General features: G+C 65.9%; 16 protein-coding genes and 1 riboswitch. Of the genes, 11 read left to right on the top strand and 5 right to left on the bottom strand.

Annotated elements, in window-relative coordinates:
- Positions 1-109 precede the first annotated feature (109 nt).
- The 3 genes from G154_RS20110 to G154_RS20100 form a co-directional block, all read right to left on the bottom strand.
- Positions 110-1,555 (bottom strand): alpha/beta hydrolase family protein, encoded by a 1,446-nt coding sequence (locus G154_RS20110; RefSeq protein ID WP_234713083.1) that lies wholly within the window; start codon positions 1,553-1,555, stop codon positions 110-112.
- A gap of 223 nt (positions 1,556-1,778) precedes the next feature.
- Positions 1,779-2,528, bottom strand: a complete 750-nt coding sequence (locus G154_RS20105) for an ABC transporter permease (protein ID WP_019510809.1) — start codon at positions 2,526-2,528, stop codon at positions 1,779-1,781.
- Between the two features lie 90 nt (positions 2,529-2,618).
- Positions 2,619-3,206, bottom strand: coding sequence for a TetR/AcrR family transcriptional regulator (locus tag G154_RS20100; RefSeq protein ID WP_019510810.1), 588 nt, complete (start codon positions 3,204-3,206; stop codon positions 2,619-2,621).
- Between the two features lie 50 nt (positions 3,207-3,256).
- On the opposite strand from G154_RS20100, the gene G154_RS20095 reads away from it, so the two are divergent.
- The gene (locus tag G154_RS20095) at positions 3,257-4,135 is read left to right on the top strand and encodes an SDR family NAD(P)-dependent oxidoreductase (protein WP_031601512.1); all 879 of its coding nucleotides are present in this window, start codon (positions 3,257-3,259) and stop codon (positions 4,133-4,135) included.
- Between the two features lie 33 nt (positions 4,136-4,168).
- On the opposite strand, the gene G154_RS20090 is transcribed toward G154_RS20095, so the two are convergent.
- Positions 4,169-4,777 carry a TetR/AcrR family transcriptional regulator gene (locus G154_RS20090; RefSeq protein ID WP_019510812.1) on the bottom strand — a complete coding sequence of 203 codons (609 nt, stop codon included), beginning with the start codon at positions 4,775-4,777 and terminating at the stop codon, positions 4,169-4,171.
- 106 nt (positions 4,778-4,883) lie between these two features.
- Between G154_RS20090 and G154_RS20085 the strand changes: the two genes are divergently transcribed.
- The 9 genes from G154_RS20085 (at position 4,884) to G154_RS20045 (ending at position 16,553) form a co-directional block, all read left to right on the top strand.
- Positions 4,884-5,597 carry an SDR family NAD(P)-dependent oxidoreductase gene (locus tag G154_RS20085; RefSeq protein ID WP_019510813.1) on the top strand — a complete coding sequence of 238 codons (714 nt, stop codon included), beginning with the start codon at positions 4,884-4,886 and terminating at the stop codon, positions 5,595-5,597.
- Between the two features lie 729 nt (positions 5,598-6,326).
- Positions 6,327-6,416, top strand: a riboswitch (SAM riboswitch).
- A 112-nt stretch (positions 6,417-6,528) separates the two neighbouring features.
- Entirely contained in the window at positions 6,529-7,341 is an 813-nt protein-coding gene (locus tag G154_RS20080) for a 2OG-Fe(II) oxygenase (protein ID WP_019510814.1), read from the top strand.
- A gap of 1 nt (position 7,342) precedes the next feature.
- Positions 7,343-8,047 carry a hypothetical protein gene (locus G154_RS20075; protein WP_019510815.1) on the top strand — a complete coding sequence of 235 codons (705 nt, stop codon included), beginning with the start codon at positions 7,343-7,345 and terminating at the stop codon, positions 8,045-8,047.
- Positions 8,044-9,432, top strand: coding sequence for an MFS transporter (locus G154_RS20070; protein ID WP_019510816.1), 1,389 nt, complete (start codon positions 8,044-8,046; stop codon positions 9,430-9,432). Before G154_RS20075 ends, G154_RS20070 begins: the two co-directional genes overlap by 4 nt.
- Positions 9,429-11,015 (top strand): ABC transporter substrate-binding protein, encoded by a 1,587-nt coding sequence (locus G154_RS20065; protein WP_019510817.1) that lies wholly within the window; start codon positions 9,429-9,431, stop codon positions 11,013-11,015. The genes G154_RS20070 and G154_RS20065 overlap by 4 nt, the downstream gene beginning before the upstream one ends.
- Complete coding sequence (locus tag G154_RS20060; RefSeq protein ID WP_031601511.1) at positions 11,012-11,947, top strand: ABC transporter permease; 936 nt, start codon at positions 11,012-11,014, stop codon at positions 11,945-11,947. The genes G154_RS20065 and G154_RS20060 overlap by 4 nt, the downstream gene beginning before the upstream one ends.
- Positions 11,948-12,012: 65 nt before the next feature.
- On the top strand, positions 12,013-12,777 hold the full coding sequence (locus G154_RS20055) for an ABC transporter permease (protein ID WP_234713084.1): 765 nt from the start codon (positions 12,013-12,015) through the stop codon (positions 12,775-12,777).
- Complete coding sequence (locus G154_RS20050; protein ID WP_019510820.1) at positions 12,767-14,257, top strand: ABC transporter ATP-binding protein; 1,491 nt, start codon at positions 12,767-12,769, stop codon at positions 14,255-14,257. Before G154_RS20055 ends, G154_RS20050 begins: the two co-directional genes overlap by 11 nt.
- 88 nt (positions 14,258-14,345) lie before the next feature.
- The gene (locus tag G154_RS20045) at positions 14,346-16,553 is read left to right on the top strand and encodes an arylsulfatase (RefSeq protein WP_200879130.1); all 2,208 of its coding nucleotides are present in this window, start codon (positions 14,346-14,348) and stop codon (positions 16,551-16,553) included.
- A gap of 10 nt (positions 16,554-16,563) precedes the next feature.
- On the opposite strand, the gene G154_RS20040 is transcribed toward G154_RS20045, so the two are convergent.
- Complete coding sequence (locus G154_RS20040) at positions 16,564-17,268, bottom strand: TetR/AcrR family transcriptional regulator (protein ID WP_019510822.1); 705 nt, start codon at positions 17,266-17,268, stop codon at positions 16,564-16,566.
- Between the two features lie 101 nt (positions 17,269-17,369).
- Here G154_RS20040 and G154_RS20035 point away from each other — a divergent pair, with 101 nt between their 5' ends.
- Positions 17,370-17,990, top strand: a complete 621-nt coding sequence (locus tag G154_RS20035) for a GAP family protein (RefSeq protein WP_157889244.1) — start codon at positions 17,370-17,372, stop codon at positions 17,988-17,990.
- Positions 17,991-18,023: the final 33 nt, after the last annotated feature.

The raw sequence follows: 18,023 nt of genomic DNA, 5'->3' as shown, positions 1-18,023 counted from the left end.
CATCCTTCCAGCTCGCTCGCCCCGAGCAAGCCAACTCAGATGTCACCTATTCGTGCAGCAGACCCCATAACTGACTGGTCCTTGGTAGAACTCCTGCGGTGCAGGATGTTCACGCATGCGAACCTTCGACGGCTCGCGTGGCGGGCGTGATCCGCTCGACCAGCCAGGGCAACGCGTCGGCGAATGCGGAGGCAGCAAACTGCCACGAGTGGAAGCCGACGGTCTTGTGCACGCTGCAGGTGATGGCGACCTTCTGGGCAGCGTCGCACAGGTTATCCGCGGCCGCCTCGGCTTCGGGACCTTGCGGCCCCATCTCATCGCGGCCGCCGAGACCCTCACCACCTGAATGGTGACCGCCTGACCGGAAGTCCTTCATCACCGCCTCGGCGTTGGCCGGTTTTATGGTGGCCGCAAAGTACCCCGAAACGCCGCTGTAAGGGCCGTGTTTGGCCATCACGGTCCGCGGGTCGAACGCGTCATAGGCTGACCTGTCTCCGCCGTAGAGCCGCTGGACGGTCTGCGCCTCGGTGCCCGAGACCGGACCCGCGTCACCACCGATGTCGACGAATGTCGAGAAGAGATCGGGATGCATGACAGCCAGATCGACGGCGCACGTCCCGCCCATCGACCACCCGACCACACCCCAATTCGTGGCGGCCGCGGACGCCTCGAACGTGGAGATGACATAGGGCCGGACGTCCTTGGTCAGATGATCTGCCGAGTTGCCGCGCGGACCGTTGACACACTCCGTGTCGTTGTTGAAGCTGCCGCCGGTGTCGACGAACACGAAGATCGGCAACTGCTCACTGTGGCTGGCACCGTAGCCTTCCACCGTGGGCATGAAGTTGCCACTGCGTATCCAGTCGGCGGGAGTGTTGAATTCGCCGCCGATCATCATCACCACCGGCAGGGTCGGCGGTGTATCGCCGGCGAACCAGGCCGGCGGCAGGTAGACGTATTCGCTTCGGTGTGTGAATCCACTGGCAGCGTCAGAGATGTCGACCTTGACCAGCTTGCCGGTGGTGGGTGCGGTGTTGCGCAACGACGGCAGATCCGAGGCCTGGACCTCGTTGGGCAGCGGGCCCGCGGTCAGGGCTCCCCAGGCGGACTGTAACGACGGGTAATAGCCCACCCATTGGTTGAGGGTCAGCGCCGAGGTCAACAGCGTCAACGGGACCGCCAGCACCGAAATGATCCGTCGCCACCAGCGTGCACTGCGCCAGCCGAACACACCGACCGCGACAGCCAGGCCGAAGACCGCGATCCACACCCACAGCGCGAACGGCGCCGGGTCCGACGCCAAACCCTGATCGTTCATGTAACTGTGTGCCGCCAACGCCACCAGCACCCCCACCGCGACAGATATGGGAAGCCACACCAACCGCCATCGCCTGGTCCGCCACCCGATCGCCACGATCAGTGCTACGACGACGACCATCTCGATGGTCAGCGGCAACCAACCCTCCAGCAACGAGATGCCATGCCTCGCCGCCAGTAGATCTTTGGGGAGCTCGACGGGGCTTGGCGTCGGAGTCGGCGTCGGAGAGGGCGGCACTTGTTCATGCTTCCCGGTGATCCTGTGCGGTCCACGGGTCTCGGCTGTGAACAACTTATGGATGCGGTGCTGCGAAGTCGGTCCAGGTCCCCTTCGCCTGCCGCGTTCGGAAACCTCCGGCCAAAGCGGCTCGCCGCCGAGTTCCTTGCGGCGGGCGCCGGCGCATCCTGACAACACCCAAGGCCGGCGCGATGCTGCCCGAGGCGGGCCGTCCATCCCGTCGCTACGGGTCCGATCGCGTGATCGATCCGCGGGCAACGAGCTCACCCGCTACCGCCACCCCACAGACCTGAGCCAGCAGTAGTGCAACCAGAACAAGGACTTGTACTGCGCCGGCCTGGGTGGCGGACCCCGTCGCCAGCAGAACACCGACGAATGCACCAGGGAGAGTTACCAACCCAGCGGTGCGGGCTTGGTCGAGATTGGGGATGAGCGCGTCCGAGAGGGGTCGTTGAATCACCATCATCCGCGAGAAGCGTTCCGAGAAGCCGAGACTGAGGGCTGCCTCGATCTCGCCGTGGTGCTCCCCCAAGGCATCCAGAGCACGTCGAGCCGCGACCGCCGTCGCGGTCATGGTGCCACCGAGCACGATGCCGAAGACCGGAACCAAGGCGACACCGGCAAGTGGGACGATCCCGGTAAGCAGTAGCAGGGGAATGACGGCGACCATTCCGGCCGCCAGGGCAACGGCCAACCACCCCGCGCCGTGCAGCGCCTGGCTGCGCCGCGCGGCAGTGAACGATGCGACCGTGAACATCATCGTAAGCACCACGACCGAGGACCACAGCTGCTGCAAAGCGACCACCAGGACGGCTGACACCGCGGCCAACTGCACCGCGGCTCGTAGCGCCGCTCCAGGTGGCGCCCACAGCGATCCATGTAAGACCACGCGGTTCACCAGGGCTGCCAACACCGCCATCACCACGCAGACGGCTACGAGGGTCGGGGTCAGCAGGGGTTCGTGTGGGCTCACCGAGTCAAGTGTGCATCCAGTGACTCACAAGGACCTCTTGCTCCCCCGCACGTGGATCCCAGGCCCAGCCCGCGGCGCGCGCCGACCCGCTCAATCGGGACCGCGGCGAGCCGCGTCATGCACGAGGGCAACGAGGCTCTCGGCGAGTTCTTCGGCCGTGGTCTGCCACTTGTCGGTCTGTAGCAGGCCGCCCATCTCCAGTCCCACCGCGCCATGTACACCGGTCAGGAGCATGGCGGCGTAGCGCTCGGCGTCGCTTTGGTCGGCAATGCCGTCGACGATGCTCTGGAACTCCTCGCACATGCGCTGCGCGGCGACGAACACAGCCGACGGATCGCCCTCTGGCGGGCGGAACATCAGGCGGTACAGATGAGGCTGGCGTCGGCTCATGGTGACGACTGCGGCCAGCGCGGTCCGCACCTTCTCGAGGGGGGAAAGGCCGGCATCGGCGCGCAACTCCACCATCGCGTCCGCGAGGCGCTCCCAGCCGTCGGCCGCCACCGCCGTGAGTAGGCCGTCCTTGTCGGCGAAGTGCCGATATGGGGCACCTCGACTCACACCCGCGCGGGCACCGACCTCACGAAGCGTCACCGCCTCGAGTCCGCCACCGTCGAGCAGCTGGGCGGCCTGATCGATCAGGGCGCCACGGGTAGCGGCGGCCGATTCTTTGCGATTCATGACACGACCACTCTAGTTGACAACGTCAACACATTCCGTACGATTCAAAGATGACGTTGTCAACTCAAAAAGAGCTCATCGTGATCACCGGCGCCTCAACCGGTATCGGCGCGGCCACCGCCCAAGAGATGGCGCAACGAGGGTTTCACGTGCTCGCCGGGGTGCGACGGGAACGCGATGCCGACGGCATCCGAGCGGCGAATGTCGAACCTCTGATTCTCGACATCACCCATCCTGAACACGTCCAGGCGCTCGTCCAGAGGGTGCGCGAGGATCCTCACCACCGTCCACTGCGGGCGGTGGTCAACAACGCTGCCGTGCAGGCCAACGTTCCGGTTGAGGCCTTTGCGATCGACCGTTGGCGAGACATGTTCGAAGTCAACCTCTTCGGCCACGTCTCGGTGATCCAGGCGCTGCTGCCATCCCTGATCGACAGCCGGGGTCGGGTGGTGAACATCAGCTCGGTGGGAGGGAAGATTGCGATGGCCACCTATGGTCCGTACGCGGGCACGAAGTTCGCGCTCGAAGCCGTGAGCGACTCCTTGCGCCGCGAGGTGGGTCCCCACGGGGTCGAGGTGGTCGTGATCGAACCCGGCGCTGTACGTACCGAGATGCTCGGCAGAGCGATCGCCAGCGCGCAGGACACAGTCGCGGCAATGACGGCAGAGCAGCGCCGCCGATATGGCGGGCTGGTCCAGGCGGTGAAAGCGCAAGCCGAAGCGTCCACCACGTCCGGGCTGCCCGCCGCAGCCGCGGCCGCGGTGATCGCCAAAGCAATTACCGCCCGTAAGCCACGAACGCGATACACCGTCGGCCGCGAAGCCGCGCTGCTATCGGTCACACGACTGCTCCCCGACCGCCTCGTCGACCGTGCTCTCTCCGCGGCTCTGCGGCCGTACCTTCCGACAGGGACAAACGCGGCAGTCTGATACCGGGCAAATCGAGACGCGGACCGTCCGAGTTCAGCGCCCGAGAATCTCCGGCTCGGGCTCCGGCAGGGCGCTCGCTCCTTCCGGACGGAGTCCGTCGAAGATGATCGCCAGATAGCGCCGCCACAGGTCGGGTGGCGCATCGGGCAGTCCTTCGGCCACGTGCACGGGTGCGCACATCAGCAGGAAGACATCCGTTCCGGTGACGTCGGCGCGAATCGCGCCTGCAGCACGAGCTTTGGCGACAAGCTTCTCCACCCCGGCGAGCACATCGTCGCGGATGGCTATCACCCTGGCGTCGTTCGCGCTGAATGTCTGCAGGTAGGTCAGATCGTGTTGCCTGCGCTGATCTGCGGCGATGGTGAGGAACTCCAACAAGGCCGCCCCAGGATCGTACGCATCGGCCAACCGCGCTGCGGCATCGGTGAGGGTGACCATATGCCCGCAGACGAGGGAGGCGACCAGATCCTCCTTCGAGGAGAAGTGCCGAAACACCGTCCCCTTGGCCACCCCGGCACGCCGGGCCACATCTGCGATCGAGGCGTCGACGCCGCGCTCGGCGAACACTTCCTCGGCCGCAGCCAACAGCGACTCGCGGTTGCGCGCGGCGTCGGCCCGCAGAGCGCGCGCAGGTGACGTCATTTCCACATGCTACCAAGTTGACCGAGCGGTCACCTTAGGCTTAGGATGACGGTAATATGACCGACTGGTCATCTTATTTCCACGCTCGGATTGCCTTGGAGGACAGATGAAATTGGCAGGTTCGACAGCTCTGGTCACCGGTTCCAATCGCGGCATCGGCACCTCGTTCGCGACCGAGCTCCTTCGTCGCGGTGCCAAGGTGTACGCGACGGCACGACGGCCTGAGCTCGTCGATATTCCGGGGACCGAGGTGCTGCGCCTGGACATCACCGACACAGGCTCGGTCCAGGCGGCCGCTGACGTCGCCGGCGATGTCGACATCCTGATCAACAACGCCGCCGAAACCGCTGGCGGCAGCCTGGTGACGGGTGATATGCATGCGATCCGGCGGGTGATGGAGTCGAACTATTTCGGCACGTTGAATGTCATCCGGGCTTTCGCTCCGGTTCTGGACCGCAACGGAGGCGGTGCCATCGTCAACGTGCTGTCGGCGGCCGCATGGCTCACGGTTGAGGGCAATACCGCCTACGCGGCGGCCAAGTCGGCCGAATGGGGGCTGACCAACGGTGTACGCCGTGAACTGGCCCGACAGGGAACACAAGTCGTCGGTCTCGTGCCTGGACTCATCGGCACCGAGACCTTGTTCGACTTCGCCCGCTCGGCTGGGATCGAGTTCCCCGGAGGAACGGTCACCGAACCGGCCGACCTTGTCACGCTGGCCCTCGACGGGCTGGAGGCAGGCGAGATCGAAATCGCCGATGCGATTGGCCTTCAGGCCAAGGCGACCCTGGCCGGGCCACCGCAGGCTTTTGCACTCTGAGACTCGGTGGTAGGCGCGCCACTGCGTAGCGATGAGGCCGCATCGACGGTCGACTGCGGCCGAGGCGCCGAAAGCTCTCTAGCTCACGGAACAGGTGGGCGCTCTGGTTCACACGTGGTGCGCGTCAATCACCATGTCTCAAGCGTTCTTCGGCCTCTCGAAGCGATGACGTCGCAGTCCGGGTGGGAGATCGACGACACCGGGCCCGCCGTCGCGCAGCCAGTCGGCAATAGCCGATCCCGTCTGCTCGTCCAATACCTGCCCGAGCCAGGTCGCCCGCCCGCCTCGGCGGCGTCCACCGCTCGACGGCGAAACCACCAGGACGTTCGAACGTTCGCACGGGCCAAGGCAATCCGTTACCCGCAGATCGGCGACGTCTCGCACCAAATCGCGAAGCTCGGCAAGTTGCGCCTCGTGGTCGATACGTGGGTGCTTCTTTGCCGTGCCGCAGCAGCACCCCCGGCACACGGTGACGCTGGGTCGGGTTCGGTCCAACGGCACAGTGTCGGTCCTCCTCGGTGTGGATGCGATGCAGACTGTTCGTCTGCACTCTCGAATCGTCAGCATACGAGGCAGCGTTGACCGCCGAACGCGAACACGTTCTGAACACGGCACAGGCACTGCATAATCGCGCCAACGGGATTTAAATCCACACGCTGCGCGACTATAGGCGCGCAGCTCGTCCCGTCGCCGGAACCTCCGACTTCCGCGTTACATTCGCCTGGCACGACTTCATCAAGAGCGGCTGAGAGATTGGCTCGACGACGCCGCAGCAACCGTGGGATTCCCTCAAGGTGCTAATGCCAGTGACGATGAAAGAGGTACGCATCATGCCGTGTCGACTCACGTGAGAAAACCCGCCTTCATAGCCCGCTGACCGGGCTCTTGTTCTCTCCGACGCACGACGATGACAGAAGAGGTATTGCACCACATGACCACCACCCTGGGCGATTCGACGACGACGGCGTCACTGGTCGCCACCACCACCGGCCGAGACTTCTCGGCCAACGATCTGCTGAGCCTGCTCAAAGGAGAGGTGTACGCGATTCGAATCCGCGACATCCTGTCCGGCGACACGCTTGACGGGCTTCGCGACAGACTGCTCGAGCGTGACGACCACGGTCCGCTGGGCACCGACCCCCAGTTCCGCCGCATCGGGCACGCGTTCTCGGAGACCGCCTCCGTCGAGGACCAGGAGGAGTACTTCGGTTCCGCGGCAGATCATCTCGCACACATCAGGAATGTGTGCGCGCCACACCCCTACCCCGCCGACACGCTGCGGCTCCTCCTCGACGAGGTGTGGCCTGCCGGCGCGACCGTCCTGACCTGGGAAAGCCGCAAGTTCCTCCCCGGCGTCGTGCGCTATCAACAGCCGGGCGTGGACCTAGAACCCCACACCGACAACGTCGGCCGGAATCTGCCGGCGGGCCAGACCCTAGGCATCGCTCGCCAGCTCTCGGTCAACGTCTACCTCGACCTGCCCGACAGCGGGGGCGAACTCGAGCTGTGGGATGCCTACCCGGACGAGACCGACTACCAGGAACTCTCGGGTGATCGGACGTGGGGTATCGATCGCCACCTGGTGGGCGAACCCACGTTGACTCTGTCCCCCGAGGTCGGCGAGGCCATCGTGATCGATCCCCGCCGGGTTCACGCGGTGCGTCCTTCAACCGACCGTCCCCGTGTCACCGTCGGCCTGTTCATCGGCGTGCGGACCAACGAGCCGTTGGCGGTGTGGAGCTGACATGACTACGACACTCCTGTCCCCCGACATCGCGCTTGCGTCGCGGTCGCACAAGGCCGCCTTCGACCTCAAGGGCCTGCAGTACGATCTGGCCGGCACGTCGGCGATTCTGCTCGTCAGTGTCGGCGCCGACTATCATGAAGGTGAAAAGTTCGGTGCCACCGTCGATCTGATCAACCGAAACAACTTCGGACAGGTCACCGTCGCGGTAGCCGACACGCTCCAGCGGCACAATCTGGATCTGCCCGCCGGCCGCGCCTACGAAGTGTCGCGACGGCGCGGCGATCAATGGATCGACCGCAACCGGCCGCTGCTGGACCTCATCAGCTCTGATGTCGACATCCTGCGCTGGGACGACGCGCTCAGCCACGCCGACTATCCCGGCTTCCTGTACCAGGTGCAAGCGGCCTATGACGGGGACCCGGCCTATCGGACGGCCATCGACAGCACCATCGACAGATTCATGGCGCGGCGCGAAGGTGACGGGCCGCTCGAGGACCCAGCGGCCGTGCGCCACGGGTGCCTTACCTACCTGCTGGAAGAGTGCCCCATCATCCAACCTCTCTGGGCCGGTCAGGGTTACGACTTCGTCATCTATCCCCAGCAGATTTCGACCGCGATGCAGGCCACTCGGGATCTTTTCGTCGACGACGATCACGTGGCCTGGCTTCCGCTGCGTTTCAAGAAGCGGAAGTCGGCCCGATGAGCGCCGTCACCGAACGTTCGGCCACGACGGGGGCGACGGCCGGCCCGAGGCGCAGGACTGTCGGTTTCGCCGGACTTGCCATCGCCTCGTTCCTCGGGTGCGTCGATCTCACCATCGTCACCACCGCGCTGCCGTCGATCACCGGCAGCCTGGACTCGTCACTGGTCGTCTCGCAATTGGTCTTGAGTGCGTTCCTCACAGCACTGGCCGTATTCATGGTGACCGCGGGAAGGCTTGGCGACTTACTGGGACGCAAAACCGTACTCGTACTGGGGATCACGGTGTTCGTTCTTGCGTCCGTGGGGGCCGCGCTGGCGCCGTCGATCAGCTGGCTGGTGGTCGCGCGGTTCGTGCAGGGCGCCGCATGCGCGATCCTCTACACGGGTACCACGACGCTGGTCGAAACACTGTTCCCCGAAGGCAGCCGCGGCCGCGCCGTCGGATTGTTGTACGCGGTCAACGGCGTGGGCTTGGCACTGGGACCTGTGCTGGGTGGTCTGCTCGTCCCCGCCTTCGGGTGGCCGGCCATCTTCTGGATCAACGTGCCGTTCGGAATCGTTGCGTTGCTGGCAATCTTGGCTGCGGTTCCCTCGCCCGCGCGCAGTCGCGGTCTACCCCTCGATCTTCCCGGTCAGGCATTTCTCGCACTGGCAGTCGGTGGTCTGGCAGCCGCGGCGTCGCTGCCCGAGACGACGGGGTGGCTCAGCGTGCCCGTCGCGGTGGCCGTGCTCGCGGTGATCATCGGGGTGGCCGGCACCGTGTTCGTCGAACGCCGCGCCGCAGCCCCGCTCATTCGGTTGGATCTCTTCCGTCACCCGCGTTTCCGCGCGGCGTTGACCTCAGATTTCCTACTGGCCGTGTTCTACGCCTCGGCGCTGTTGGTGCTGCCGCCCTATCTGGCCTTCCGGCATGGTCTCGATGTCCGCACGACCGGTTGGGTACTGCTGCTGGTGAGTGCCACCATGGCGCTCACCTCGTCGCGGGTGGGGCGCTGGGTGGACCGCTCCGGACCGGTGCGACCGCTGCTGACGGGGTTCACCGCATTCACCGGTACCGCCGTGCTGGTGATAGTCGGTACTGTCCTGGGGTCGCTGCCGGTTCTGCTCGTCGGCCTGGTGACCTTCGGGTTGGGGTGGGCGCTGATCCTGGCCCCGGCCACGCTGGCTGCGCTGTCGGCGGTGGATCCGCAGGAAGCAGGCTTCGCCGTCGGCGCGTCGTGGACCTTCCACAACCTCGGCGGCGCCCTCGGTGCGGCGGTGGCTGCCGGGCTCTTCGCCACGACCGACCCGCAGACCGGACTGTTGCGGGTATCGGTTCTGCTGGTGATGTCGGCGGCCGTGGGGTTGATCGCCAACGCGTTGATCGCGCGCGGGGCCGAACGATGACCCGGCACCCGGGCGTGGCCGTGATGGCAATGGTTGCCGCGGTCACCGTGTCGCTCACCGCCTGTAGCTCCGGGACACAGGCGTTCGACACACTGCGCTACGGCCTGTCCTCGGCACCCAGTTGCGCCGATCCCGCGCAGGCGAGCACCAATCAAACAGTGAACGTGGCGCGGCAAGTGGTGGATTCGTTGGTCGATCAGAACCCGGACAACGGTGAGATCACCGGGTGGTTAGCGCAGCGGTTCGCGATCTCCGCCGATGGCCGCAGCTTCACGTTCCTGTTGCGACCGGACGTCACGTTCAGCGACGGTACGCCCTTGACGGCGACAGTGGTCAAGCAGAATTTCGACGCACTGACGGCGCAGGCGTCATCGACGCGCACACTGCAGGCCTCTGGATTCCTGCTCGGATACGACCGCACCGACACCCCGGATCCGCACACCGCTGTCGTGCGCTTCCGACAGCCCAACGTGCAGTTCCTGCAGGCAGCCGCCACCACACAGCTGGGCATCCTCGCACCCACGACCGTGTCGAAGACCTTCGATGAACGATGCCGGGGCGAAACCGTGATCGGGAGCGGCCCCTACACCTACCAGGCCTGGGACCAAAACCGGTCCATCACGTTGGCAGCCCGGCAGGGCTATCGGTGGGCACCAGAGATCGGATTGTCGCCCGAAGTGCGCTACCGTACGGTCGAATTCAGTGTGGTGCCAGAGTCCGGAGTACGGTCCGGCAGCATCAGCGGTGGCCAACTCGACGCGATAGCCGACCCGCAACCGCAGGACCGGGCCGCGCTGGAGTCCGTCGGGGCACGGTTCGTTTCCCGCCCCAATCCCGGTCTGCCCTACGTCCTGCAGGCCAACCTGTCCCGCGGGGTGCTCGCGGATCCAGCGGTCCGACAGGCGGTCTCCTCATCGCTGAACCGGCAGGTCTTGGTCGACACCACCCTCGGTGCAGGTTTCCGCCCGGCCACCAGCATCCTGGCTTCGACCACCCCGGGATACCGTGCGGACCCAGGGCTCGCGTTCGATCCCGGTGCTGCCCGCGCGGGCCTCGATCGAGCCGGGTGGCAGGTGGGACCCGACGGTATCCGGACCAGAGCCGGTCAGCGTCTGTCGTTCGACGTGATCTATTCACCCGAATTCTACGCGAACAAGCCGATTCTGGAACTCGCACAACAACAGTTGCGTGACTCCGGTATCGACATGACCATCACGGCGCTGTCCAACGACGACTTCCTGACCCGTCGCGCCGATGGTCGATTCGACGCGGTCTACTACAACGTCACTCGTGCCGATCCGGACATCCTGCGCTCACGCATCGGTGTGCAAGGGACCAACTACTCGCGGCGCGCCGACGACCCGGAGACGGACCCACTACTTCAGGCGCAGGCCGGGATCGCGGACCGGAGCGAGCGCTTCGCGCTCGTCGATCGGATCCAATCACGGCTGCTGAGCGTCGATTACGCCATCCCGATCGTAGAGCTCTCACAGGTCGCGGCGGTCGCACCGGGTTATCCAGGTGTCGGATTCGACGCGTCAGGGGTGCTGCGGCTTCAGTTCAGCGAGGAGGCTGCCCGATGAACGCTGTCCGACGGGTTGGCGCCGGGGCCGTCGTGGTCTGGGCGGTGTTCACCGTGGTGTTCGGGATTCTTCGGGTGCTGCCCGGCGATCCCGTCGCGTTGGCGGCCAACGCCGACAGCGGTGGTGCACCGCCCTCACCGGCCACGATCGCCGCGTTGCGCGCTCAGTATCGGTTGGACGACCCGTTGTGGCGACAATATCTCTCGACCCTTGGCGACCTCGTCACAGGCCACTGGGGAACGTCGTTGGTCACGGGGCAACCGGTCACCACGACGCTGTGGCAGGCGGTACCGTCGACCGCGGCGCTGGCCGGGCTGGCCCTCGCGATCGGCATCCCCGCCGCATTCGGCATCGCGTTCGCGGCCACCCTGCGCCCGGGAAGCCGGACCGCTCGACTACTGAGCACCGCTCCGTCTCTGCTGGTATCGATTCCGACCTTCGCCATCGGTCTGTTTCTGCTGCAGGTCTTCGCGTTCACGCTGCACCTCGTGCCGGGTTTCGGCGACCGCTCACCCCAAGCGGCGATCCTGCCCGCGATCACGTTGGCCGTTCCCATCGCCGGCTACCTCGCGCAGGTGCTGGCCACCGGGATGCGCGATGCGGCCGTGGCGCCCTACGTCGATGTTGCGCGGGCAAAGGGTCTGTCTGACGCCGCGGTGCACCTGCGTCACGTCACCCGTGCCGCGGCCCTGCCGGCGTTCTCGGCCGCCGGTGTTCTCGTCGGGTCCGCGCTGGCCGGGGCGGTTGTCGTGGAGACGGTGTTCTCCCGCAGCGGATTGGGGCGGTTGACCCAGCAGGCCGTCGCCGCCCACGACGGTCCGGTGCTGCTGGCGGCCGTTGTCGGGTCGGCGACGATCTTCGTGATCCTGACACTGGCCGTGGACGTGCTGGGCCCGCTGCTGGATCCTCGTGCGCGGCAGCAGATCTCGTGAGCGTCCTCGACGCCCCGTCCCGACTCTGGGTAGGACGGTCGAGACCGTGGCCCAGCGCTGTCATCGTGGCAGTGGTTCTCGTCGCCGCGACAACCCCTTCTGCGCTGACCTCCCGTGACCCGTCCGCCGTCTCACCGTCGCTGCGATTGCAGGCGCCCGGTCTGGCCCACCCCTTCGGTACCGACAACCTCGGCCGTGATGTGTATACCCGGGTGGTCCACGCGACCGCGGCATCGATGACATCGGCCGGTATCGCAGTTGTCGTCGCACTGTTCGTCGGTGTCCTCCTCGGTGTCGCAACGGGCTACTGCGGACGATGGGTGGACCAGGCAGGCATGCGGTTGGTCGACATGCTGCTTGCCGTTCCGAGTCTCTTGCTGTCCTTGACGGTGATCGCCGCTACCGGCGGGGGTGTCGTCGAAGTCGGTGTCGCCGTGGGGATCGCGGGAATCGCAGGGGTTGCGCGGGTCATACGCGCCAGGACTCTGCAACTGCGATCCAGCCCGTTCGTGGAGGCCGCGACGATCAGCGGACTGCCCGCGCTGCTGGTCGTGACCCGCCACCTCGTCCCGCACCTGTGGCCAACGGCCGCCGCGGTGGCTGCGGTGGAGTTCGGGCAGGCCGTACTGGCCGTCGCCGCACTGGGATTCCTCGGTTTCGGCCCGCCGCCACCGGCCCCGGAATGGGGAGCGATGATCGCCGACGGCCGCGGCTATCTGGCCGACTCGTGGTGGCTGACGTTGATTCCGGCGGCAGTGGTGACGGTCGTGGTGATCGCGGCGTACCGGATTTCACACCAGTTCGGCACGGGAGGCGACGATGTCGGTTGAACACCACGACAGTCTGCGGATCGAGGGACTGCGGGTCACGATCGCCGGTACCGAGGTCTTGCATGAGGTGTCGCTGGTCGTGCGGGCGGGTGAGACCGTCGCGGTGGTCGGCAGTTCGGGCAGCGGGAAGACCACCCTCGCGCGGACGCTGGTAGGTCTGCATCGACATCACATCCGGGTCGATGCCGACCGGCTCGAGGTCGCCGGCGAACCCCTACGGCGCCGCGGATGGCGCCGGCGCCCGGACGGGCCCCGGGTGGGATACGTGCCACAGGATCCCGGGAACTCGCTGAACCCGGTCTACCGGGTGGGCACTCAGTTGGCCGAGGCATTGCGGGCGCACGGCATCCGTCCGCACCACGATCTGATCGTGCAAAGGCTGCTCGAGGTCGGGCTCGGCACCGACCGAACACCGGCCGCCTCGCTGGCTCAGCGCTATCCACACGAGCTCTCCGGTGGACAGCGCCAGCGGGTGTTGATCGCGATCGCCTTGGCCGGCCGGCCGGCCCTGATCGTGGCCGATGAGCCGACGAGCGCGCTCGATGCGGCTGTCGCGACGCGGGTCCTGGATACCCTCGTCGCACGTAGCCGCGACGGCGCCGGGTTGCTGCTGATCACGCACGACCTCGCCGTGGCAGCCAGCAGGGCCGACCGCATCGTGGTCCTCGACGGTGGTCGCGTGGTGGAGGATGGCGGTGCGGACACGGTGCTGGAGTCGCCGCGCAGCGATGCGGCACAGGAACTGGCCGCGGCCCTGCCCGGCAGGCGACGCCGTTCCCCGGTGGCGTCCGACGCCGATATCGCGCTGCGCGCCGACAGACTGACCAAACGTTTCGGAGTAGTCCACGCATTGGCCGACGCAGAGCTGACGGTGCGCCGTGGTGAAACTGTCGCGGTCGTGGGTGAGTCGGGCTCCGGGAAGTCCACTCTGGCCCGTGTTCTGGTGGGTCTCGCCACCCCCGACGACGGCAGGCTCACGCTGGCGGGCGCCGATGGTGGGTCGGTACGTCCGGGCCGGATTCAACTGGTTGCTCAGAATCCTTTCACCGCACTCGACCCGCGGTGGACCGTCGGGCGGATCGTCTCCGAATCGCTGCTGCGCACGGTCGACATGGACGACCGCACCCGGCGGGAACGCGTTCGGGAGGTGCTCTCCGAGGTCGGGCTCGGAGAGCAGTTCCTGACGCGAAAGCCGGGTCAGCTCTCCGGCGGACAGAGTCAACGCGTGGCGATCGCCCGCGCGCTGGCTCCCGGGCCGGACATTGTGGTGCTCGACGAAGCCGTCTCGGCGCTGGACGTGGTCGCACAGGCGGCGGTACTGGACACGTTGGTCGCGCTGCAGGAGCGCTACGGCACGGCGATGGTGTTCATCACCCATGACCTCGACGTCGCCAGGGATATCGGCCATCGAATCGTGGAATGTCGAGCGGGCCGCCTCGCCGAGGTGTCGCACAACCGCCGCGCTGTGATCGGGAGCTGACATGTGCCAGCGAAGCGATTCCGTGATAGTAATGAGGTCTCTTTAATTAGATCACGGTGAGCAGAGGTGGCGCATGGGCGAGTACGGCGTGAACACACGATCTGAACGTCCCAATGTGGTGATGATCGTCCTGGACGACCTCGGCTTCGCCCAGCTGGGCTGTTACGGCTCCGACATCCGCACTCCGGCCATCGATCGCTTGGCCAGAAATGGTCTCCGATACAACCGTTTTCACGTCACCGGCCTGTGTTCGCCGACACGGGCCGCGTTGCTCACCGGCCGAAACCACCACTCGGTCGGGATGGGCTTCCTCGCCGACATCCCGACCGCCCAGGCGGGTTACACCGGGAAGATCCCGGACTCGACGCCGACCTTGCCGCGCATGCTCCGGGATTCCGGCTGGAGCACAATGGCCGTCGGAAAATGGCATCTGGCGCCTCGTGGCGAGCGGACGAGCGCCGGTCCGTTCAGCCGTTGGCCGTTGGGACTCGGGTTCGAGCGTTACTACGGTTTCCTGCTCGGCGACGCCAACCATTGGGACCCGCAACTGGTACGCGACAACAGCTATATCGATGGGCCCGATGTGCGACCAGCGGGTTACCACTTGACCGAAGACCTCACCGATGAAGCGATTTCAATGGTGGTGAGCCAGCAACAGTCCGCGCCGGGCAAGCCGTTCTTTCTCTACTTCGCCACCGGGGCCATGCACTCGCCGCATCATGTACACAAGGACTGGGCGGACAGCTACGCAGGGCAGTTCGACATCGGTTGGGAAGCCTGGCGACACGAAGTATTCGAACGCCAGCTCGCCGAGGGCGTCGTGCCGGCAGGCACCACCCTCACCGAGCGGCCCGGCTGGGTCCCCGACTGGAGCAAACTCAGCGACGACGAACGCACCGCGTACGCGCGGATGCACGAGGTCTACGCGGGATTTCTCAGCCATACCGACAGCCAGATCGACCGATTGCTCACGGCCCTGGAACAACTCGACGTCCTCGATGACACCCTCGTCCTCATCATGAGCGATAACGGGGCCAGTGCAGAGGGCGGTGCCGCGGGAACCAGCAACGAACACCGATTCACTCACCGGGTGCCGGAATCACCGGCCGATAACCTCGACCAGCTGACCGACTGGGGCGGAGTAGCGGGATACCCCCACTATGCGTGGGGCTGGGCATGGGCCGGTAACGCACCGTTTCGGCTGTGGAAGCGGTACGCATGGCTCGGCGGGACGCGTGTACCACTCATCGCACATTGGCCTCGTGGCATCCGCGGCGGCGGCGCGGTCCGCCCACAGTTCGCACACGCCATAGACATCATGCCAACGGTATTGGAGGCCTGTGGAATCCGACCGCCGATACTCGGTTCGACCGCGGCTGACAGCGCGATGCACGGCGCAAGCTTCCTGGCGACCTTCGACGATGCGGCGGCGCCGGCGCCCCGATCCACTCAATACTTCGAGGTCGTCGGTTCTCGCTCCATCATCGCCGACGGCTGGAAGGCAACAACCGACCACGTGAGCCAAGGCGTCATGGACGAGGAGAGACTGGTCGATGGCAGCCGTGACTTCGCCGCCGATCGGTGGTCGTTGTTTCACCCCGACGACTTCTCGGAAGCCCACGATATCGCCGCGACACACCCTGGCGAGGTCTCGCGTTTGAGCGCTCTCTGGGACCGTGAAGCCGCCCGCCATGACGTGCTTCCGCTGACCGACTCATTGGTCGCCCGAGCAGCAGACATGGTGTGGCCCGACTTCCCACCCGGCCAGCGTGTGGTGTTGCGACCCGCGGGCGGACCCGTCGTCGATGAGGCGCTCCCCCTGTTGTACAGCCGCATATCCGCCGACATCGAGGTTCCTCCCGAAGCCGCCGCCCACGGGGTGCTGTTCGCGATCGGCAACTGGACCGGCGGACTCGCGGCATACGTGATCGACTCCAGACTGCATATCGCCATCGCCGCACCCGGCGGCGACATTCGCGTGCAATCGGACCGAGTGCTGATGGCCGGTCGGCACAGCGCGGGCTGTCGGCTACATCGTCTCCACAACGGGACGCGGGTGGAAGCGGTGATCGACGATGCTGTCGCAGGATCGGTGTTCACAACGTTGACACTGCCCCACGTCTGGCAGCATGGCGGGACAGCACTGACCCTCGGGCGGGACCGCGGCTTACCGGTCTGCGCCGACTACCGGCCACCGTTCGAGTGGAATGGCCGATTGTATTCGGTGACAGTCGAATCGGATCTGGACTCGCTACCAGGCAGGGAACTTCTCGAGGCTGCGCTCAAGTCAGAGTGATGCGGCGTCGTCAAGGTTGCAAAGCACCGACGGTGTGTGTCGATGCCGGTGCGCAGATGACCGCGGTCAGCGAATCGATGAGGTCGGCCGCGAACACGGCGGTCGGCGGCGCACCGGCCACGGTTGCGCGTTGGCGCTGATGGTCGGCGACTGCGTTCAGACAACTGGTGTAGACGAAACGAAGACGCGCCGCTGCGACGACGTCAGGGAGGTCCGAAAGATGCTGCCAGAGAATCTGGTTGAGCCGTTGACCATGCCCGGTCATGGCGGGATCGGCAAGAATCCACGCAGGCCCGCCCGGTTGGGCATATCCGTGGAACATCAACTGGGTTACCAGCTCGACATGCCGCTCCCCTCGGTTGATGCTGTCGATCTGCGGAAGGACCAAGGCCTGGAGCACGCTCCTGAGTTCGGGCGGTCGACGCGCCGAGAGAGCGTCGTCGAGAATCCGTCCACGATCTCGGTCGATGCGTTCGAGACGGTACTCCAGAATCGCCTTGATGAGGTCATCCTTGGATCCGAAGTGATAGTTCACCGCCGCGGCGTTGCTTTGTCCGGCAGCAAGTCTGATCTCGTTGAGGCTCACGGCCGCGATCCCTCGATCGGCGAACAGCGTTTCCGCAACAGTGATGAGCTTGATGCGCGTCGCTTCTCCGCTGCTGTTGCGGCCGCGTCTGCGCGCCGGCTCCCCGATGCGGTCCGACTCCGTGGGCATTGACTGATCGTACTTATCAACGGCGAGGGGTACATGAATGAGGATTGCTTGTTTGTTGGTCGACCTCCTGGCGGTCAGGGTGTCCGATGTGGGCTGAGCTGATGTCGCTGGCCGTAGTCATCGCCGTATCCCCCGCGTCGGTGATTCCCGCGATCCTGATGCTGAACACGCCGCGGCCACTGGCAGCCGGGTGGTCGTTCGCCGCAGGATGGGTGCTGTCCCTGATCGTGGCAACAGGTCTGTTCGTGGAACTATCCGGGAGCCTGCCCACGGCAGGAGGTCCCGCGCCCGCGTGGGTACGACCCGCCATCATGGCGTTGGCAGTACTCCTCGTCCTCGCCGGCGCCGTCACCTGGGTTCGTCGTGGGCGGAGCACTCGGGCACCGGCCTGGCTACGCGGATTGGATTCCGTCACCGCGTGGCGGGCGCTTGCGGCGGCCCCCATTCTGGCGATCATGAACCCCAAAGTGTTGTCCGTCTGCGCCGCAGCAGGTTTCAGTATCGGATCAACCGATGGCATGCACGCGTTGGCGGAAATGGCCGCCTTCGCCGTGATGGCAAGTCTGACCGTGATCATGCCGGTGCTGAGTTATGCGATCTGGCGCGAACGCATGGAAGGGCCCTTGCACCGTCTCCGGGTCATCCTTGAGCGACACAACGCCGCGATCCTTGCGGTGGTCCTCGTCGCCGTCGGGTCGATGTTGTTCCTGCATGCCGCCTGATCCCGCCGCTGCCGATACCGATACCGAGGAGAG

It is taken from the genome of Mycobacterium sp. VKM Ac-1816D (assembly GCF_000416385.1).
Classification (GTDB): Bacteria; Actinomycetota; Actinomycetes; order Mycobacteriales; family Mycobacteriaceae; genus Mycobacterium; species Mycobacterium neoaurum_A.
This window is presented reverse-complemented; position numbering and strand designations above follow the sequence as displayed.